We start from the raw sequence: 17,713 nt of genomic DNA, 5'->3' as shown, positions 1-17,713 counted from the left end.
CGCCGCGGATGGCAGCGCCCCCGCCACCAAGGCCCGCAGCACCACGCCCCGCCGCGCCGGCATGTCCTCCCGGCAAATGCAAACACTGAGGGCATGACACCATGAGCCGAGCAGGTCAGCCTTCATGAGCATCACGGCCACACTCGGACCGCGGACAGTTGCGAAACTGATGATCGGCACGATCGCGGGGGTGGTGGCGTTCCACCAGCCGGCGCGAGCGGCCGAACTCGCGGCACAGGACATCGCGCTGCTCGACCGCCTGACCTGGGGCGTCAATGCGTCGAGCGCAGCGCATCTGCGCGAGGTCGGCGTCGAACGCTGGCTGCAGGAGCAACTGCATCCGGCCAACAGTGCATTGCCGGCCGCTGTCCAGAAGCAGATCGAGGCGATGCCGGACGTGCATCGCTTCCCGTTCGACATTGCGGCCTCGTTCGACCAGCAGGGGAAATCCGCCAACCAGGTCGCCGATCCGGAGCAGAAAAAGGCGGCGCAACAGGTCTATCAGCAGGCCATGAACGACCGCGCCCGGCAGGCCGCGGCCCGCACCATCCTGCACGCGCTCTATGCGCCGGATCAATTGCGCGAACGCCTGACCTGGTTCTGGTTCAACCACTTCAATGTCCACCAGTACAAGTCCAACATCCGCGTGCTGGTCGGCGACTACGAGGACCGCGCGATCCGCGCCAACGCGCTCGGCAAGTTCCGCAACCTGCTGTCGGCGACGCTGCATCATCCGGTGATGCTGCGTTACCTCGACAACGCCGACAACGCGGCCGGTCACCTCAACGAGAACTACGCCCGCGAGATCATGGAGCTGCACACCATGGGCGTCGGCTCCGGCTACACCCAGGCCGATGTCGAGGCGTTGGCGCGGATCCTCACCGGCGTCGGCATCGACTTCAAGTCGGAAGACCCGAAGCTGAAGCCGGAGCAGCAATCCCAGCTGGTCCGTGAGGGCGCCTTCGAGTTCAATCCGGCGCGCCACGATTTCGGCGACAAGACCTTCCTCGGCCATCAGATCAAGGGCCGCGGTCTCGCCGAGGTCGATGAAGCGCTCGACATCCTCTGCCGTCATCCCGCGACCGCCGCGCACATCGCAAAGCAGCTGGCGACCTATTTCGTCTCGGACAATCCGCCGCCCGCGCTGGTGCAGCAGATGGCGCAGACCTTCCAGAAGACCGACGGCGATATCGCGGCCGTGATGTCGACGCTGGTTCATGCACCGGAATTCACCGCGAGCCTGAAGGGCGGCGCCAAGTTCAAGGACCCGATGCTCTACGTGATGTCGTCGGTGCGGCTTGCCTACGACAACAAGGTCATCCTCAACACGCTGCCGATCCAGGGCTGGCTCAATCGCCTGTCCGAGGGCCTGTTCAACCACGAGACGCCGGATGGCTATTCGATGCTGTCGGCGGCCTGGAACGGTCCCGGGCAGATGATGCTGCGCTTCGAGATCGCGCGCGCGATCGGCTCGGGATCGGCCGGGCTGTTCAAGCCGAACGAGCCCAACGCCGTCGACCAGCCGGCGTTTCCGCTGGTCATGAACGGCCTCTACTTCAGCAACATCAGGCAGACGCTGAGCCCGACCACGCTCGCCGCGCTCGACCAGGCCGTCTCGCCGCAGGACTGGAACACGCTGTTTCTGTCGTCACCCGAGTTCATGCACTGAAAGGGAGGTTCGCCAATGAATCGCCGCGAACTGATCAAGGCCTTCGCCGCTTCTGCGTCGCTCACCCTTGCCGGCCGGGTCTGGGCGGCGCCTGCGACCGACGCGCGTCTGCTCGTCGTGTTCTTGCGCGGCGCCTATGACGCCGCCAATGTGGTCGTGCCGGTCGGCAGCGAATTCTATTACGCCTCGCGCCCGACGCTGGCGGTGGCGCGGCCCGATGCAGGCAATCCGAATGCGGCGCTGGCGCTCGACGCCGGCTGGGGGCTGCATCCGGCGCTGCGCGACTCGATCTATCCGCTCTGGGCCAGGCGCGAGATCGCTTTCGTCCCGTTTGCCGGCACCAGCGACGACCTCTCGCGCAGCCATTTCGAAACCCAGGACACGATTGAGCTCGGGCAGGCGGTCGGCGGCAGCCGCGACTACCGCTCCGGCTTCATGAGCCGGCTGGCGACCGAGCTGACGCGGGTGAAGCCGATCTCCTTCACCGACCAGCTGCCGCTGATCTTCCGCGGCCAGAACCAGATCCCGAACATCGGCATCGCCAGCGTCAGCAAGCCGGGTGTCGACGACCGGCAGGCGCGGCTGATCAGGGAGATGTATGCGAAGGGCGATCTCGCCAATTCGGTGTCGGAAGGCTTTCGCGTCCGCGACGACGTCTACAAATCGGTGTCCGAGGAGATGATGGCCGCCAACCGCGGTGCGGTGTCGCCGCGCGGGTTCGAACTCTCGGCGCGGCGGATCGGCCGCCTGATGCGCGAGCAATTCAACCTCGGCTTCGTCGACGTCGGCGGCTGGGACACCCATGTCAACCAGGGCGCGGCGACCGGCTATCTCGCCGACCGTCTCGGCGAACTGGGCAGGGGCCTTGCCGGCTTCTCCGAGGAGATCGGTCCTCAGATGTGGCGCGATACGGTCGTGGTCGTGATCTCCGAATTCGGCCGCACCTTCCGCGAGAACGGCGACCGCGGCACCGATCATGGCCACGGCAGCGTCTATTGGGTGATGGGCGGCGGCATCAACGGCGGACGGATGGCCGGCGAGCAGGTCCAGGTCGCGCAGGCGACGCTGTTCCAGAATCGCGATTTTCCTGTGCTGACCGACTACAAGGCGTTCTTCGCCGGCCTGATCCAGCACGTCTACGGCCTGCAGCAGGCGAGCCTCGAGCGCATCTTCACCGGCATCAAGCCGAAGGACCTGAACCTGGTTTAAAGGGGCGCTGCGGCAAGCCGTCGACGACTATCTGAGAGCAACCGACAAGAAGGCAGGCGACTATCTTTTCGCGGTCCGCAGGCAGCCGGATTGCGGGCTGACCACGCGGCAGTGAGGCCTATTGCTCCGATGGCGCTTCGGTTATGTTTGGGATCCAGCCAACCGGGGGGCAAGAAAGCCATGATGGGACGGTTTTTCTCGCGATGGGCCGCCGTTGCAGCGGTCGTCGAGTGTTCGTTCCTGTTGGCTCTGGGAGCGGCAGCACCCGCCGCGCATGCCGCCGACGTCAAGGTCATGAGCACGGTCGCGCTCACCCCTACACTCGGCGAACTGATCCCGAAGTTCGAGAGCGGCAGCGGCAACAAGCTAATGGTCGTCTACAGCACGATCGCCGATCTGAAGAAGCGGATCGAGGCCGGCGAAACCGCAGATGTGATGATCCTCTCGCGCACTGCCCTCGACGGTCTAATGACCCAGGGCAAGGTTGCCCAGGGCAGCATCGTCAACGTGGGGAGCTCTTATGTCGCCGTCGGGGTACGTACCGGTGCGCCCAAGCCCGATATCAGCACGGTGGAGAAACTGAAGACTGCGCTTCTCGCCGCCAAATCGATCTCCTATGCCGATCCAGCGAGGGGCGGTGCCAGTGGCGTCTATTTCGCCAAGGTCATTGATCGTCTCGGCATCGCCGACCAGATGAAATCCAAGACCGTCCTGGTGCCGGGCGCCGAAGCAGGCGAACTCGTCGCCAAGGGCGAAGTCGAAATGGGCGTCGCACAGGCCTCGGAAATTGCCGCGGTTCCGGGGGCTCAGGTGGTCGGTCCTCTACCCGGTGATTTGAACAGCGTAATCGTCTTCGCGGTCGGCATCGGATCCACGAGCAAGGATCCGGCAGCGGCCAGATCGCTGATCGAACTCCTCACCGGTCCGACCGGTTCCGCCGTGCTCAAGTCCAAGGGAATGGATCCGGCCTAGGCCGTTTTCGCTTCACTGGATTCAACGAAGCAGCGATGGGTCAGCAGCATTCAAGAAGAGAGTTCTCGCATTGTTCTCAGGTGAGACTCACAAGGCGCCTGTTGGTCAAGGAGATTTCGACCTCGACTGACGAAGAACTTTTTCTCCACCCTCCTGCTGTATGCCAAAGTCTTTTCCGGGCGTACAACGGGACAAGGGAAAATCCGAAATCATGTTTATGGACCGTGGAATTGCCGACGCCGGCGCGATGGGTGAGGGGACTCTGCCTGGTCATCGGTCGCGGCTTGTCAACCGCCGGGCGTTTCTGTTCGGCTCCGCTGCCGGTCTCGCCGCGCTTAGCCTGGCTGGTTGCGCATCCGACTACATGAGCCTGGCCGAGGCGGAGAAAGTCTATGGGCCCGTGCCCAACGAGAAATTCCCGATCCCCGCGATCGACGTCAGCAAGGTCGATCCGAAATATTTTCGCAAGACAGTGCGCTACGACAGCAATGAGGCGCCCGGTACGATTATCGTCGATCCCAGCAAGTACTATGTCTACCGCATTGAAGGTGAGGGAAACGCGACCCGCTATGGCGCCAATGTCGGCCGCGATGGGTTCCGGTGGAGCGGGGAGGCTTATGTCGGCCGCAAGGCCGAATGGCCGACCTGGACGCCACCCAAGGAAATGATCGCGCGCCAGCCGGAGGCGGGCAAATATGCTCGCGGCATGCCCGGAGGTCTCGACAATCCACTCGGCGCCCGCGTGCTCTACCTCTATCAAAATGGGGTGTACACGCTTTACACGATCTATAGCACCAGCGATCCCGAAACGATCGGGAACGGCATTACGAGCGGCTGTACCGGCCTCCTCAGCCAGGACATGCTCGACCTCTATTCGCGAACGCCCGTCAAAACGAAGGTGATCGTGCTGCCGGCATAGGCAACGGCGTCGGCCGCCGGTCCGGGCGCCGCCAACAGCTCTCCGAGAATCCCGTCGGCTTGACTACGCCGCCCTGAACGCGCGCGCGGCTTACATTGGCGTCGCGACGAAACCCGGACAGCAGGCTGAGGCGCTGCGTGCTCGCTGCGCAAGCATCGAGGGCGCCCTTTGTCGGGTCAACGTCGTGTCCGCTACGGGGCCGATTGCGGACATCAGCGCGCGATGCGCGCCGGGTGTTCTGGATTTCTGCGTATGAAGTCCTCAACATCCCGTAGTCGCTCTGGCAATGGCTGTGCGCCCGCGTAGTGCCAAAAGCGGAAGCCTGCCGACCAGAGAGCCTCCACCTTCAGCCATTGCTCGGCATCGGCCCGCTTCGGAGCTTTGAACGCGCGACCCATCTCATGAAGGTAAGAGCCGCAATGCGGGCAAACGGTGTTCGTATTCGCCCGAACCTTCCATGATTTCCGGCAATCGAAACAGGCATGGGCAATGAGATAGTTGCGTCCCTGCAGCGATAGCTCTGGATGCGGGGGCCGAGGACGCGGGTCGGCACGCGTGCCTGTAGCGCGCCGCAATTCCATTCGTCGAGCCTTTTCCAAACCGCTTACCATTTGGGAAGCATGACAGGAGAGCTTTGAGTCCGCAACGGGTCGATTGCGTCGATCTTGCCGATGCTCGGTGGGGGCCGGTTTATCCTCGTCAGCCGACACGCGGAAGAATGCCGGGTGCCTTGGTCATGGTCTTGCCGCCAGGTCGGCGATCGACTTCATCACGGCGTTGCGGATGCCGGGATCGTAGAGGATGTGGCCCGCGCCATCGACGATGCGGACCTCGCTGCCCGGCCAGCGCGCGGCGAGCGCGTGCGATGTGGCGGGTGGGCACAGCAGATCGTAGCGGCCCTGCACCAGGATGCCGGGAATGCCGGCGAGCTTGCCGGCCTCGTCCATCAACTGGTTCGGCCGCATGAAGCAATCGTTGGCGAAGTAGTGCGCCTCCATGAACGGCGTCGAGGGCAGGGCGCCTGAGGCCTTCAGATCGAGCCGCGTCTGCTTCGGGGTGTGCTCCGATAGCACGCGTTCGGTGTCGTGCCAGGCGCGCGCCGCCGGTGCATGCACGGCCGCGTCGGGATCGAGGATGCGGCGATAATAGGCCGCAAGCGGCGTCGAGCGTTCGTACTCGGGCAGGAAGTTGAGGAAGTCTTCCGAGAGATCGGGATAGAAGCGCGGCAAGGCGCGCAGAAAGACGTCTTCCAGCTCCTCGGCCGTGCCGAGGAATGTCGCGCGCAGCGCGAGGCCGCTGACCCGCTCGGGATGAGCTTCTGCATAAGCCAGCGCCAGCGTCGCGCCCCAGGAGCCGCCGGCCACGATCCAGCGCGCAAAGCCGAAGCGTTCGCGGATCTTCTCCATGTCCGCAATTAGGTGCTGCGTCGTGTTGTGGTCGCGGCTGCCTTTCGGCCGGCTGCGGCCGCAGCCGCGCTGGTCGAACAGCACGGCGTGGAAGCGCTCGGGATCGAACAGCCGGCGATGATCCGGCTGGCAGCCGCTGCCCGGGCCGCCATGCAGATAGACCGCGGGGATGCCGCCCTCGCGCCCGACGCTCTCGACGTGAAGGTTGTGGCCGTCGCCGACATCGAGCCATTCCGATGTCAGGGGAGCAAAGGGATCGGCGCGCCTGGCAGCCTTGCCGGCGTCGGCGTCAGGCGCCATGAGATTTGTCCTGGGGCTTTTCCTGGCGTTCGTCCGTCTCCAGCGTGCCGCCGGCGAAGTTGCGATACAGGAAGCGGTTCTGCGAGCCGGCGGATTCCCGCTCGGCCTGCTTGAAGATCTCCTCATGCCGCGGCGACAGCGCGCAGGCCGGGTCGGTATTCCCGGCATCGCCGGTCAGCGCAAAGGCCTGGCAGCGGCAGCCGCCGTAATCGACCTCGCGGAATTCGCAGGATTTGCACGGCTCCGGCATCCAGCCGGTGCCGCGATAGCGGTTGAACGCCTCCGAGTTCTGCCAGATCCAAGCGATCGAATGGTTCGAGCGCACCGACTCGAATTCGAGCCCGGTGATGCTTTCGGCGGCGTGGCACGGCAACACCTTGCCGGCCGGCGAGATGTTGAAGAACTGGCGGCCCCAGCCGCCCATGCATTTCTTCGGCCGCAGCGCGTAATAGTCCGGCACCACATAGTCGATCGCGAGCGTGCCCTTGAGGCGCACCTGGGCTTCCTCGACGATGCGGCTGGTCTCCTCGATCTGCGCGACCGTCGGCATCAGCGCGGCGCGGTTCTTCAGCGCCCAGCCGTAATACTGCACGTTGGCGACTTCGAGCCGGTCGGCGTCGAGATCGACCGCCATCTGGATGATGTCGGGCAGCTGATGCAGGTTCTGCCGGTGCATCACCGCATTCACGGTCAGCGGCATGTCGAGCTCGCGCGTCCACTTCGCGACCTCGAGCTTCTTCCTGTGCGCGTCCTTCAGGCCTGCAACGCGATCGGCAACCAAGGGCTCGTTGCCCTGGAAGCTGATCTGCACATGGCTGAGGCCGGCGTCGGCCAGCGCCGAAAGCTTGTCCTTCGTCAGCAGCACCGCCGAGGTGATCAGGTTGGAATAGAGCCCGACATCGGTCGCGTGTTGCACCAGCTCGACGATGTCCTTGCGCGCGGTCGGCTCGCCGCCGGAGAAATGGATCTGCAGCACGCCGAGCTCGGCCAACTCGCTCAGCACCTTTGTCCACTCGTCGGTAGTGAGCTCAGTCGAGCCGCGGTCGAGCTCGACCGGGTTGGAGCAATAGGGGCATTGCAGCGGACAGCGATGGGTGATCTCGAGCAGCACGGCGAGCGGGATGCCGTAGGTCTCGGCTGCCGAGCGCGTTTGCTCGAGCACCGCGAGCCCGTCGGTTGGGCCTGCTGTCGTCTTGTTGCCGGCGAGCGTGTCACTCATGCTGTGCTCTCGCGCACTTCGGTGAGAAAGCCCTTGTCGGCCAAATCCTGCAGCATCGCGATCACGTCGGTCGCGATCGCCTCGCGTGGCGCGGCGTATTTTTCCGCGAGCTGGTCCACCATCTCTGCGACGCTGCGCACGCCGTCGCAGAGGTGCAGCACCTCGACCGCGATCTCGTCCGGCGCCAGCACGCGCTCCGGCGCCAGGATCACCCAGACCTGCCGCGTCTCGTCGAATTTCAGCCTGGTGTGGCGCGGCAGTTTCGGCCGGCTGGTCTCGCTGACGCTGATGTTGCGGCTGGCCATGATGTCTGTCTCTAAAGCGCGATGAGATTGAGTTGAATCGTCATCGCACTTTAGCTCCTTGTTTGAGCATGATCTTCTCGGAAAACCGCTTCGCACTTTTCCGGATCATGCTTTAACCTGTCTTCGGCACGAAGGCGCCGGGCGGAATCTGGCCGTCGACATAGGCGTGATAGAGCGCGTCGAGCTGCACCCACAGCACGTTGGTCTTGAAGATCAGCGCATTGCAGACCGCCTCGCGCTCGGCGGGCGTCCTGGCATGCTGCTTGACGTAGTCGAGTGCAAAGCCGGCGTCGCGCGGCGCCTGGGTCAGGCGGCGGCTGAAATAGCTCATGATGTCGGGGTTGACGAAGTCGTAGTGCTTCAGCATCCCCGAGATGCGCTCCTCGTGCAGGTTCGGCGCGAACAATTCGGTGAGTGAGGAGGCGATCGCCTCCAGCGGCGTGCGGTCGCGGCAGAAATGCACATAGGCCTCCACGGCGAAGCGCGTCGCCGGCAGGATGCCTTCGGTGGACTCGACATAAGCGGTGTCGAGGCCGAGGCCTTCGGTCAGCTTCAGCCAGCGCTCGATGCCGCCTTCATTGCCGAGATCGCCGTCGTGATCCTCGATGCGATGGCGCCATTCGATCCGTGTATTGCGGTCGCGGAAGCGCGAGATCACCATCGCGTCCTTCAGCGGGATCGTGCTCTGGTAGTAATAGCGGTTCAGCGCCCAGGCCTGGACCTGGCCCTTGTTGAGCTTGCCGCCGTGCAGCAGGCGGTGGAACGGGTGCAGGCTGTGGTAGCGCGTCGCGCCGATGGTGCGCAGCGTCGCCTCCATCTCCTCGGCACTATCGAGCGTGATGCCCTTGCCGATCGAGAGCGCGGTCATTCCAGAGGTAGGCACGACATTCACAGCACGATCTCCGTTCCGTCGGCGGGAATCTGCCAACCCGCCTGTTCGGCCGTCTTGCGTTCGGCCGAGGTCCCAAGCAGCGCCGGGTTGGAGTTGTTGATATGCAAAAACACTTTTCGTCCGATGTCGAGCCCGGCGAGGCTTGCGATCGCGCCCTGATCGCCCGACATCGCGATATGTCCCATGCCCTGGCCGGTCTTGTTGCCGAGGCCCGCCGCGATCAGCTCGTCGTCGCGCCACACCGTGCCGTCGAAGAACACCAGGGGCGCGCCCTTGAGCCGTGCTTTCAGGTCGTCGGTCACACGGGCGCAGGCGGCCAGGAAGTAGAAATATTTGCCGCTGCGCTTGTCCGCAATACGCAGGCCCAGCGTATCGCCGACGCCGTCGGCGCCCGCCGGGTGTGCCTTGCCCTCGAGATACCAGGCGCCCTTGCCGGGAACCTCGAACGGCAGCACCTCGAGCCCGGACGGCGATCCGTCGGGCAGGGCCGGCTCGAAGGGCTGGTCGACCGCGATCGGAAGCCGGGTGACGTTCTTCTCGCCGAGCACGTTGAAGATGCTGTTCGAGCGCAGGATCGCCAGCACCCGCTCATGGGCGTAGATCGCGAACGGCGAGCCCTCGCGCATCGACAACAGCCCGGTGACCGCATCGATCTCGCCATTGGTGAGGATGACGCCCGCGATCGGGCTATGGCGCAGCGCGCCGGGCTTCGGATGCAGCTGTGGCGTTGCGATCAGCTGCTGACGGAGATCGGGAGACGCGTTGACCAGGAACCAGTGCGCACCATCGCCGCTGACGGCGATCGAGGCTTGCGTGCACTGCAATTCGGGATGGTCGCTTCGTGCCGTCCTGCAGACGGCACAGCCGCAGTTCCACTGCGGAACGCCGCCACCCGCCGCGGCACCCAGGACGACGATACGAAGCATGATCCGTCCCCTGGAGAGTTTGACTCTGAAGTTTGACTTGGACCCAGAGACTTGGACCCAGAAACGTTACGAGGTGGACTCCGGCATTGGAACACACCCCCGTGCTCGGGAGCGCGTTACGCCCGGATGTCCACCTGCGCTAAAACGCTAAACGTGTATAGGGCGCTGCCGCTTACTTGCGGGTGGCGCACATATACATGTTGATTTCCATGCCGACCGACACTTCGACGATCTTCGGTGCTTTCCAGGCCATTTGGCTCTCCTTGTTGCAACCGGACGAACTTTCCGCCCTGCCGGTAAACTACTGTGGTTGGAAAAGTTCGCCACTTAAATTTTTCGCAAGGCGTCCTCGGGGACGGCATGCTGCACTGCGGAAGGCCAATCCGCCCCACTCACAAATTTGTGCGCGCTTTTCCCGTCAAAACCCGGTGGCATCAGACCTTTTTCCTGTTGTTCGCCACACGGCGAATGATGATCTTGGACTATGAGACAGGGGCCAGATGATCCTCCGAAGGTCCTGATGACGATTCCGTGCTTCCCCGTCACGGGAAGCGACTAACCGAGCCGAGTTCAGCCGATGCCACGCTATTTCTTCAATACCCGTATCGGCGACGAGCTGATCTCCGATCCCGACGGCGAAATCCTGCGCGACCCGGATCGCGCGTGGGAGATGGCGCGGGCCATGATTCGCGAGCTGCTCAAGACCGAAGGCGCCGACGGCGCGTTGCTCAGCGCGGTCATCGAGGTGACCGACGACGAGGGCGAGATCGTGCTGGAGTTTCCCTTCACCGAGGCGATTCTCGATCGCCCGGACCGCTCGATGACCAGGCACTGACGCACGCTGACAAGGCCGCGCGGCTACAACCATGCGTTGGCCGGTGCCGGCATGTTTCCGATTGCAATTGTCCGGACAAATTCGCAAGACTATGAACGGAAAGCCTGATGGCGCCGCTCGACCTCAATGGCGCGCAACCAACAACGGCTTCCACCCAGGGGAGAATTTCCATGAAAAATCACTCGTTCGCACCGCGCAGCCTGCTGCTGGCGGGGGCCATGCTGGGCGCGTTTACGCTCTCTGCTGCGGCGCAGCAGCCGGCCGCAGGTGCAGCCCCGGCCGCCCAGCCACTGCCGCCGGGCTCGCCCTTGATCGGACGTCCGGACAATGAAGCCGCCGCCAAGCTCGCGCCGGTGGCGCCGCCGCCGCTGCCGTCAGCGCCCGACAAGCTGCCGCTCGCCAAGCTCAAGGTGCCGGCCGGCTTCAATGTCGAGGTCTACGCCGCCGGCATGGCCAATGCGCGCTCGCTGGCGCTCGGCGACAAGGGCACCGTGTTCGTCGGCAGCCGCCTCGTCGACAAGGTCTATGCCATCGTCAACAAGGACGGCAAGCGCTCCGTCAAGGTGATCGCCTCCGGCCTCTATCGTCCGAACGGCGTCGCCTTCAAGGACGGCACGCTCTACATCGCCGAGCTCTCGAAGGTCTCCAAGATCGACAAGATCGAGGACAATCTGGACAACCCGCCGAAGCCGACCGTCATCTACGACAAGCTGCCGAAGGACGAGGCGCATGGCTGGAAGTTCATCGCGATCGGTCCGGACAACAAGCTCTACGTCCCGGTCGGCCAGCCCGGCAACAACGTGCTGCATGACGCCGACCACGGCCAGATCCGTCGCATGAATCTCGATGGCTCCGGCGCCGAGGTCTATGCGCTCGGCGTGCGCAACTCGGTCGGCTTCGACTGGAATCCCGAGACCAAGCAGATGTACTTCACCGACAACGGTCGCGACTGGCTGTCGGAGACGGTACCGGAAGACGAGCTGAACCGCGTCACCAAGGCGGGCGAGGATTTCGGCGCGCCGTTCTGCTACCAGGGCAACATCATCGACCAGGAGCTCGGCTGGGGCAAGAACTGCAAGGACTACACGCCGCCGGTCGGCCTGATGGGCCCGCATACCGCATCGCTCGGCATGCGCTTCTACACCGGAAGCCAGTTCCCGAAGACCTACAAGAACGTGATCTTCGTCGCGCGCCACGGCTCCTGGAACAAGTCGCAGAAGCAGGGCGGTGACGTCGTCGCAGTCAGGCTGAACAAGGACGGCACCGTGAAGTCGGTCGAGCCGTTCATGACCGGCTTCCTCGAGGACAACAAGTATGTCGGCCGCCCGGTCGATGTGATGCTGCTGAAGGACGGCTCGCTGCTGGTCTCCGACGACTGGAACGGCGCGGTCTATCGCGTCAGCTACGGCAAGCCCAAGGTCGCAAATCAGTAAGCCAAAGTAGCTCAGTCACCGTCATTGCGAGCGAAGCGAAGCAATCCATTCTGCCTCTTGCGGCGACATGGATTGCTTCGTCGCTTCGCTCCTCGCAATGACGGAATTTGCCGGGAGCGGCCAATGCATAAAACAATGATCGCGGCCTTGGCACTCGCCTGCATCGCTCTGCCGGCAAATGCCAAGACCATCCAGGAACGCGCCGCGGCGTGCTTTGCCTGCCACGGCGAGCACGGCACGTCGGAAACCGAGAACACGCCCTCGCTCGGCGGCCAGCAGGCGCCCTATGCGCTGATCCAGCTCTTCATGTTTCGCGAGAAGCTCAGGGTATTCGACCCGATGAACGAGATGGCGAAGCCGATGACCGACGACGATTTGCGCAGCTTCTCGGATTTCATCGCCACCTTGCCGAAGCCGACGCCGCCCGCGGATGCCGGCGATCCGGCGCGGATGACGCGCGGCCAGGCGCTGGCGCAGCAGAACCGCTGCAACAGCTGCCACAACACCGATTTCTCCGGCAAGGACAACGTTCCCCGCATCGCCAACCAGCGCGAGGACTACCTCGCCAAGACGCTGGCCGAATACAAGGACAACAGCCGCCACGGCTACGACGCCACCATGGCGGACGTGATGCAGACGGTCACCAAGGAGCAGATCGGCGACCTTGCCTATTACATCGCGCATTTCCGCTGACCGGCTACGCGGCGGGAAGCTGGCCTTGCTCTGCATGTAGCGCTAAAACGCCTCCGTCATACGGAGTGTCTCATGCAGGATCTTTGGCGTCTGTCGGCAACCGAGCTCGCCGGCCTCATCAAATCGAAGAAGGTATCGGCGAAGGAAGCGGCGGAGGCCGGGCTCGCCCGGCTCGATGCGGTCAACCCGAAGATCAACGCGGTGGTCGATCACCGGCCGGACGACGTGCTGGCGCAGGCGGCCTCGATCGATGCGGCAATTGCGCGCGGTGAGGCGGTCGGGCCGCTTGCCGGCGTGCCGATCACGATCAAGGTCAATGTCGATCAGGAAGGCTACGCCACCACCAACGGCCTGAAGGCGCAGCGCGACCTGATCGCTAAGGCCGATAACCCCGTGGTCGCCAATCTGCGCAAGGCCGGCGCGGTGCTGCTCGGCCGCACCAATTGTCCGGCGGTGTCCTATCGCTGGTTCACCACCAACCTCATTCACGGCGACACCAAGAACCCGCGCGATCCCGGCATCACGCCGGGCGGCTCGTCCGGCGGCGCGGGCTCCGCGGTCGCGGCCGGCATCGGCCATATCGCGCATGGCACCGATATCGCAGGCTCGATCCGCTATCCGGCCTATGCCTGCGGCGTGCACGGCCTGCGGCCGAGCATGGGCCGCATCCCGGCCTTCAACGCGGCGTTGCCGGAGCGGCCGATCGGTCCGCAAATCAGCGCGGTCTCAGGCCCGCTGGCGCGTACCGTGGGCGATCTGCGGATTTCGCTCGCGGCGATGTCGGCGCCTGATTATCGCGATCCCTGGTACGCGCCGGTGCCGCTCGAGGGACCGCCGCGCGAGAAGCGCGTTGCGATGTGCCTCAATCCCGATGGTCTCAACCCGGTGCCGGAAGTCGTCGCCGCGGTGGCCGATGCCGGCAAGCGTCTGCAAGCCGCCGGCTGGATCGTCGAGGAGGTCGCCGACACGCCGTCGCTGCGCGAGGCGGCCGAGATCCAGACCCGGCTCTGGCTCGGCGACGGCTACGAGGCGCAGCTTGCGTTTGCCGAACGCGAGGGCGATCCCGGCGCGCTGGCCTGCCTGCGCGGCGTCCGCTCAAGGGTGCATCCGTTCGACCTGTCGCAGGCGCTGACCCGCCGCGCGACCTTGACCCGCGAATGGTTTGCCTTCCTCGACAAATATCCGGTGCTGCTGATGCCGGTCTCCGGCGAGCTGCCGTTCCCCGATCATCTCGACCGCAAGGACGAGGCATCGTTCGCGCGGGTGTGGCACGCCCAGCTGCCGCAGATCGCGATCCCGTTCATGGGTCTCCCCGGGCTCGTCGTCTCCACCGGGCTGGTGGGACGGATTCCAGTCGGCGTGCAACTGGTGGCGGCCCGCTATCGCGAGGATCTCTGTCTTGCCGCGGGTGAAGCGGTCGAGGCCGGCGGCACGCCGTCGTCGCCGATCGACCCGGTGATCTAACATGCCGACGGTCTACGATTTCACCGCCAAGTCGCTTGCCGGCGAGGATACGCCGTTGCGGCAGTTCGAGGGGCAGGTGCTGCTGATCGTGAACACGGCGAGCGCCTGCGGGTTCACGCCGCAATACAAGGGCCTGCAGGAGCTGCACGCCGGATTGTCGCCGCGCGGCTTTGCCGTGCTCGGCTTCCCCTGCAACCAGTTCGGCGCGCAGGAGCCGGGGACGGCCGCGCAGATCGCGGCGTTCTGCGAGACCAACTACGCCGTGACGTTTCCGATGTTCGCCAAGATCGACGTCAATGGCAGTGGCGCGCATCCATTGTACGAACACTTGAAACATGAGAAGTCGGGCCTGCTCGGGCCGGCGATCAAATGGAACTTCACCAAGTTTCTGGTCGATCGCGCCGGCAAGGTCGTGGCGCGGCATGCGCCGACCGCCCGGCCCGAAGGATTGAAGAAGGAAATCGAGGCGCTGCTATGAGCGACGACACCAACGACCAATTCCCCGACCGCCTCTCGGTCGATCCGAACAGCCCGTACTACAACGCGGAGATTCTCGCCCGTGACGTCGGCATCCGCTTCAAGGGCGCCGAGAAGACCAATGTCGAGGAGTACTGCATCAGTGAGGGCTGGGTGCGGGTCACCGCAGGCAATGCCAAGGACCGTTACGGCAATCCGCTGACCATCAAGGTGCACGGCCCGGTCGAACCGTATTTCCGGGATAAGGCGAAGTCCTGAGGCGCTTCCTCTGCCGTCATTGCGAGCGCAGCGAAGCAATCCATTCCTCCACTTGTTGAGAAATGGATTGCTTCGTCGCTTCGCTCCTCGCAATGACGGTGAGGAGAGAAGCGGGCACCCAAAATAGAGAGCAGCAACAGCATGTCCGTCCGCATCGTCGACGTCCGCGAGGTGACGAAACCGATCTCCTCGCCGATCCGCAACGCCTATATCGACTTCACCAAGATGACCTCGAGCCTGGTCGCGGTGGTCACCGATGTGGTGCGCGACGGCAAGCGGGTGGTCGGCTACGGCTTCAATTCCAATGGCCGCTACGGGCAGGGCGGTCTGATCCGCGAACGCTTTGCGCCGCGTCTGCTTGAGGCCGATCCGAAAGCGTTGCTCGATGCCACCGGCGACAATCTCGATCCGGACAAGGTCTGGTCGACGCTGATGTCGAACGAGAAGCCGGGTGGCCACGGCGAGCGTTCGGTCGCGGTCGGCACCATCGACATGGCGGTGTGGGACGCGGTGGCGAAGATCGCGGGCAAGCCGCTGTTCCGGCTGCTTGCCGAGCGCCACGGTCTCACCGCCAATCCGCGCGTGTTCGTCTATGCGGCCGGCGGCTATTATTATCCGGGCAAGGACCTCGGCGCCTTGCGCAAGGAGATGCGCGGCTATCTCGACCGCGGTTACAACGTCGTGAAGATGAAGATCGGCGGCGCGCCGCTTGCCGAGGACCGCGAGCGCATCGAGGCGGTGCTGAAGGAAATCGGCAGCGACGCGCAGCTTGCGGTCGATGCCAATGGCCGCTTCGATCTGGAGACCGCGATCGCCTACGCCAAGATGCTGCGGGAGTATCCGCTGTTCTGGTACGAGGAGGCTGGTGATCCGCTCGACTACGCGTTGCAGGCCGCGCTGGCCGAATTCTATCCCGGTGCGATGGCGACCGGCGAGAACCTGTTCAGCCACCAGGATGCACGGAACCTGATCCGCTACGGCGGCATGCGGCCGGACCGCGACTGGCTGCAATTCGACTGCGCGCTGTCCTACAGGCTCTGCGAATATCAGCGCACGCTCGAGGTGCTGAAGACCCACGGCTGGTCGCCGAGCCGCTGCATCCCGCATGGCGGCCACCAGATGTCGCTCAACATCGCGGCCGGCCTCGGGCTCGGCGGCAATGAGAGCTACCCGGACCTGTTCCAGCCCTATGGTGGGTTCCCGGACGGAGTCCGCGTCGAGAACGGCCACATCGTGATGCCCGACCTCCCCGGCATCGGCTTCGAGGGCAAGTCGGACCTCGACAAGGAAATGAAGGCGCTGGCCGATTAGCCAGTGCCAATCCGGCCAGCCCGACAGGCTTGGGTCTGCTTGTAAGACAGTTTGAGCGTCGCTCAATAAAATATTGAACGTCGCTCACGTTTCGGTATACTCATGCAGGAGCGGCGCCTCGTCCGGAACCGGGAAGGCGCCGGAACCGGCCATGAGGAACAGCCGTATGCCATATTCAGCGAAGAGTCTTCGGGAAGCTGCTGATGCCGGGGTGATCAGCGCGGCTGATCTGGACCGGCTGCTCGCCTTCCTGGCCAGTCATGAGGGGCAGGGTGCCGCCGGCGATGCCAGCCCGACTGCCAAGTTCGATGCCGCCCATGTGCTCTGGTACGCCGGCGCGCTGATCGTGATCGGCGCCATGGGCCTGTTCTCGACCCTGGCATTCACCCAGATGGGTGGCCGAGCCCTCACAGCCTGCGCAATCGCCTATGCCGTCGCGTTCGGCGTCGCCGGTCACCATCTCTGGTACGGCAGGAATCTGCGGGTTCCCGGCGGCTTGTTGATCGCGATCGCGGTCTCGATGGCACCGCTTGCGGTCTATGGCATCCAGGACGAGCTCGGCTGGTGGGGCAAGTTCGGCAAGCCCGGAACCGTGCAGGACTTCTACGTCTGGGTGAAGGGCAGCTGGATCTTCATGGAGCTCGCGACGGTTGCCGCCGGCGTCGTCGCGCTGCGCTACTTCCGCTTCGCCTTCATCGTCGCGATCATCGCGTTTGCGCTGTGGTTCATGTCGATGGATCTGGCGCCATGGTTCAGCGGCACGGCCCATGCAGACTTCGAGACGCAGCGCCGCGTGTCGGTCTGGTTCGGATTAGCCGTCCTCGCGGTGGCCTGGATCGTGGATTATCGCAGCCGCAACGCCGACTTTGCGTTCTGGCTGCATTTGTTCGGCCTGATGGCGTTCTGGGGCGGCATCACCGCGTCCTCGAGCTCGACCGAACTGGGCAAGGCGATCTACTGCCTGCTCAATGTCGGCCTCGTCGTGATCGCCGTGATCCTGATGCGGCGTGCGTATGCGGTGTTCGGCGCGTTCGGCATCTGCCTCTATCTCGGACATCTCGCCGACGTCGTGTTCAAGGACTCGCTGTGGTTTCCGTTCTCGCTGTCGCTGATCGGCATTGCCGTGATCGCCGCGGGCCTGCTCTACCATCGCAACGAACGCGCGATCACGGCCTGGATCGACACGCATCTGCCGGCGGGACTGCGGCCGCGATCGGCAATCGCGTGACGCCGACGGCCTATCAAGAGGCCGCTTAGAACCGATACAATCTGGAATCTCTACAAGAAGGGCGGCGCGCAAGCGCCGCTCTTCGTTTCAACGCGCTAATCCGGAAGCCGACGGAAACCATTTGCATCCTTGACTTTTCTCATCCTGCGCTCGCTGGGAGCAGCACCTGCGTGCTTTCGTCGCGGTTTTATTCCGTC

Annotated in this window: 18 protein-coding genes; 12 read left to right on the top strand and 6 right to left on the bottom strand. The window is 64.3% G+C overall.

Features of this window, described 5'->3' with window-relative positions; all coding sequences use genetic code 11:
* Nucleotides 1-124: 124 nt before the first annotated feature.
* The 4 genes from AC628_RS25300 to AC628_RS25285 all read left to right on the top strand — a co-directional run bounded on the left by AC628_RS25300 (nucleotide 125) and on the right by AC628_RS25285 (nucleotide 4,769).
* Entirely contained in the window at nucleotides 125-1,669 is a 1,545-nt protein-coding gene (locus AC628_RS25300) for a DUF1800 domain-containing protein (RefSeq protein WP_074129505.1), read from the top strand.
* Nucleotides 1,670-1,684: 15 nt separating this feature from the next.
* The gene (locus AC628_RS25295) at nucleotides 1,685-2,878 is read left to right on the top strand and encodes a DUF1501 domain-containing protein (protein WP_074129504.1); all 1,194 of its coding nucleotides are present in this window, start codon (nucleotides 1,685-1,687) and stop codon (nucleotides 2,876-2,878) included.
* A gap of 129 nt (nucleotides 2,879-3,007) precedes the next feature.
* Nucleotides 3,008-3,850, top strand: a complete 843-nt coding sequence (locus tag AC628_RS25290) for a molybdate ABC transporter substrate-binding protein (RefSeq protein ID WP_083633132.1) — start codon at nucleotides 3,008-3,010, stop codon at nucleotides 3,848-3,850.
* 211 nt (nucleotides 3,851-4,061) lie between these two features.
* On the top strand, nucleotides 4,062-4,769 hold the full coding sequence (locus AC628_RS25285; RefSeq protein WP_074129502.1) for a L,D-transpeptidase: 708 nt from the start codon (nucleotides 4,062-4,064) through the stop codon (nucleotides 4,767-4,769).
* Nucleotides 4,770-5,503: 734 nt separating this feature from the next.
* On the opposite strand, the gene pip is transcribed toward AC628_RS25285, so the two are convergent.
* The 6 genes from pip to pqqA form a co-directional block, all read right to left on the bottom strand.
* Nucleotides 5,504-6,475: a prolyl aminopeptidase gene (gene pip / locus AC628_RS25280; RefSeq protein WP_074129501.1), complete on the bottom strand. Its 972-nt coding sequence runs from the start codon at nucleotides 6,473-6,475 to the stop codon at nucleotides 5,504-5,506.
* Nucleotides 6,465-7,694 (bottom strand): pyrroloquinoline quinone biosynthesis protein PqqE, encoded by a 1,230-nt coding sequence (pqqE, locus tag AC628_RS25275; RefSeq protein WP_074129500.1) that lies wholly within the window; start codon nucleotides 7,692-7,694, stop codon nucleotides 6,465-6,467. Before pqqE ends, pip begins: the two co-directional genes overlap by 11 nt.
* Nucleotides 7,691-7,999 (bottom strand): pyrroloquinoline quinone biosynthesis peptide chaperone PqqD, encoded by a 309-nt coding sequence (pqqD, locus tag AC628_RS25270; protein WP_074129499.1) that lies wholly within the window; start codon nucleotides 7,997-7,999, stop codon nucleotides 7,691-7,693. The genes pqqE and pqqD overlap by 4 nt, the downstream gene beginning before the upstream one ends.
* Nucleotides 8,000-8,111: 112 nt before the next feature.
* Nucleotides 8,112-8,867 (bottom strand): pyrroloquinoline-quinone synthase PqqC, encoded by a 756-nt coding sequence (pqqC, locus tag AC628_RS25265; protein WP_028342422.1) that lies wholly within the window; start codon nucleotides 8,865-8,867, stop codon nucleotides 8,112-8,114.
* 20 nt (nucleotides 8,868-8,887) lie between these two features.
* On the bottom strand, nucleotides 8,888-9,817 hold the full coding sequence (pqqB, locus tag AC628_RS25260) for a pyrroloquinoline quinone biosynthesis protein PqqB (RefSeq protein WP_074129498.1): 930 nt from the start codon (nucleotides 9,815-9,817) through the stop codon (nucleotides 8,888-8,890).
* Between the two features lie 172 nt (nucleotides 9,818-9,989).
* Nucleotides 9,990-10,070 carry a pyrroloquinoline quinone precursor peptide PqqA gene (gene pqqA, locus AC628_RS25255; RefSeq protein WP_035635412.1) on the bottom strand — a complete coding sequence of 27 codons (81 nt, stop codon included), beginning with the start codon at nucleotides 10,068-10,070 and terminating at the stop codon, nucleotides 9,990-9,992.
* 324 nt (nucleotides 10,071-10,394) lie between these two features.
* Here pqqA and AC628_RS25250 point away from each other — a divergent pair, with 324 nt between their 5' ends.
* The 8 genes from AC628_RS25250 to AC628_RS25215 all read left to right on the top strand — a co-directional run bounded on the left by AC628_RS25250 (nucleotide 10,395) and on the right by AC628_RS25215 (nucleotide 17,516).
* Entirely contained in the window at nucleotides 10,395-10,652 is a 258-nt protein-coding gene (locus AC628_RS25250; protein ID WP_016839844.1) for a DUF6894 family protein, read from the top strand.
* A gap of 170 nt (nucleotides 10,653-10,822) precedes the next feature.
* Nucleotides 10,823-12,085, top strand: a complete 1,263-nt coding sequence (locus AC628_RS25245; RefSeq protein WP_143201788.1) for a PQQ-dependent sugar dehydrogenase — start codon at nucleotides 10,823-10,825, stop codon at nucleotides 12,083-12,085.
* A 123-nt stretch (nucleotides 12,086-12,208) separates the two neighbouring features.
* Nucleotides 12,209-12,778, top strand: coding sequence for a c-type cytochrome (locus tag AC628_RS25240; RefSeq protein WP_074129497.1), 570 nt, complete (start codon nucleotides 12,209-12,211; stop codon nucleotides 12,776-12,778).
* 72 nt (nucleotides 12,779-12,850) lie between these two features.
* Complete coding sequence (locus tag AC628_RS25235; RefSeq protein ID WP_074129496.1) at nucleotides 12,851-14,242, top strand: amidase family protein; 1,392 nt, start codon at nucleotides 12,851-12,853, stop codon at nucleotides 14,240-14,242.
* A gap of 1 nt (nucleotide 14,243) precedes the next feature.
* Nucleotides 14,244-14,720, top strand: a complete 477-nt coding sequence (locus tag AC628_RS25230) for a glutathione peroxidase (protein WP_074129495.1) — start codon at nucleotides 14,244-14,246, stop codon at nucleotides 14,718-14,720.
* Entirely contained in the window at nucleotides 14,717-14,977 is a 261-nt protein-coding gene (locus AC628_RS25225) for a DUF3297 family protein (RefSeq protein ID WP_050422511.1), read from the top strand. The genes AC628_RS25230 and AC628_RS25225 overlap by 4 nt, the downstream gene beginning before the upstream one ends.
* Before the next feature lie 141 nt (nucleotides 14,978-15,118).
* Complete coding sequence (locus AC628_RS25220) at nucleotides 15,119-16,288, top strand: mandelate racemase/muconate lactonizing enzyme family protein (RefSeq protein ID WP_074129494.1); 1,170 nt, start codon at nucleotides 15,119-15,121, stop codon at nucleotides 16,286-16,288.
* A gap of 166 nt (nucleotides 16,289-16,454) precedes the next feature.
* Nucleotides 16,455-17,516, top strand: coding sequence for a hypothetical protein (locus AC628_RS25215; protein ID WP_074129493.1), 1,062 nt, complete (start codon nucleotides 16,455-16,457; stop codon nucleotides 17,514-17,516).
* Nucleotides 17,517-17,713 lie beyond the last annotated feature (197 nt).

Source organism: Bradyrhizobium sp. NAS96.2 (genome assembly GCF_001908235.1).
Lineage (GTDB): Bacteria > Pseudomonadota > Alphaproteobacteria > Rhizobiales > Xanthobacteraceae > Bradyrhizobium.
The sequence above is the reverse complement of the archived record's forward strand: the minus strand, read 5'-3'. Positions and strand labels throughout refer to the sequence as shown.